Annotated in this window: 2 protein-coding genes; both read left to right on the top strand. The window is 76.3% G+C overall.

Annotation, left to right across the window (positions count from 1 at the left end):
• Positions 1 to 465, top strand: a 465-nt coding sequence (locus tag FNQ90_RS23335; protein WP_407699435.1) for a DUF2243 domain-containing protein, incomplete at its 5' end; no start/stop codon positions are given.
• Between the two features lie 35 nt (positions 466 to 500).
• Positions 501 to 1,357: cytochrome c oxidase assembly protein (locus FNQ90_RS23330; RefSeq protein ID WP_182608162.1), on the top strand; the 857-nt coding region annotated here is incomplete at its 3' end.

The following is a 1,357-nucleotide window of genomic DNA, read 5'->3' as shown; positions in this document are numbered from 1 at the left end:
CGCCCCGCCCCCACCGAGTCCCTGCGTCCGCGTCGGTCCCTGTGGGCGTGCGTGCTGATCGGGGCCGGGCTGATGGCGGCGGTCGATGAGATCGTCTTCCACCAGATCCTGGGCTGGCACCATTTCTGGGACCGTTCCACCCCCGCCGTGGGCCTGATGTCGGACGGGCTGCTGCACACCGCCGAACTGCTCGCCCTGGTCGCCGGCTTCGCCCTGGTGGGCGACCTCCTGCGGCGGGGGGCGCTGTCCCGGGGCCACGCGGTGGCCGGCCTCTTCCTGGGAACCGGCGGCTTCCAGCTCCTGGACGGGGTGTTGGTGCACAAGGTGCTGCGGCTGCACCAGATCCGGTACGGGGTGGACATCCTCCCCTACGACCTGGCGTGGAACGGGTTCGCGGTGGTCCTGCTGGTCATCGGGGCCCTCCTGGCGGTGCGGGCCCACCGGCGGACCGGGACGGCCCGGTGACCGGGGCGCTGTTCCCCGGGGTGGACGCGGCTCGCGTGACAGCGACAGCGCACGCCCCCCTCCACGGCGGCCCCCCGGTCCCGCTGCCCGTGCTCGCCGCGTGCCTCATCGGCGCGGTCGTCCTCTCCCACCTGCTCGCCGCCGCCCGGCTGCGCCACCGGGGGGACACCTGGCCCCCTTCGCGGGACCTCTCCTTCGCCGCCGGCGGCGCGGCCCTGGTGTACGCGGTCCTCGGTCCACTGCCCGGCGGACCCTTCACCGCGCACATGGCCGTCCACCTGCTGGTGGGCATGGTCGCCCCGCTGCTCCTGGTCCTCGGCCGGCCGTTGAGCCTGCTGCCCCGGGTCCTGCCGCCCGGCCGGCTCAGGCGGCTGCCGCTCGTGCTCGCCCGGTCCCGTCCGGCGGCGGTCCTGCTGCTGCCCCCGGTGGCGGCCCTCCTGGACGTCGGCGCGCTGTGGTTGCTGTACCGCACCCCGCTGTGGTCCGTCGCGCACGCGCATCCCCTCACGCACGCCGCCGTTCACCTGCACGTGTTCGCCGCCGGACTGCTGTTCGCGTTCACGATCTGCCAGGTGGACCCGGTCCACCGGCGGTACGGCCTCGCCGTGCGCGGGGGCACGCTGTTGCTCGCCGGCGCCGCCCACTCCACGCTCGCCAAGAGCCTGTACGCCCACCCGCCGCCGGGAGTCGTCGTGGACGGGGAGGACCTGCGGACGGGCGCGCGGTTGATGTACCACGGCGGGGACGCGGTCGAGGTGGCGCTCGCCGTGGTCCTGGCCGTGGGCTGGTACACCGCCGGCGGGCGGGCCCTGGCCCGCGCCCGGCGCCGGGCGGGCTCCGGGGCGGACCGAGCGATCCCCGCAGGGGGGACGGGGCCCACCGCCCCCTTCCC

Source organism: Streptomyces alkaliphilus (assembly GCF_014141535.1).
GTDB classification, from domain to species: domain Bacteria; phylum Actinomycetota; class Actinomycetes; order Streptomycetales; family Streptomycetaceae; genus Streptomyces; species Streptomyces alkaliphilus.
This window is presented reverse-complemented; position numbering and strand designations above follow the sequence as displayed.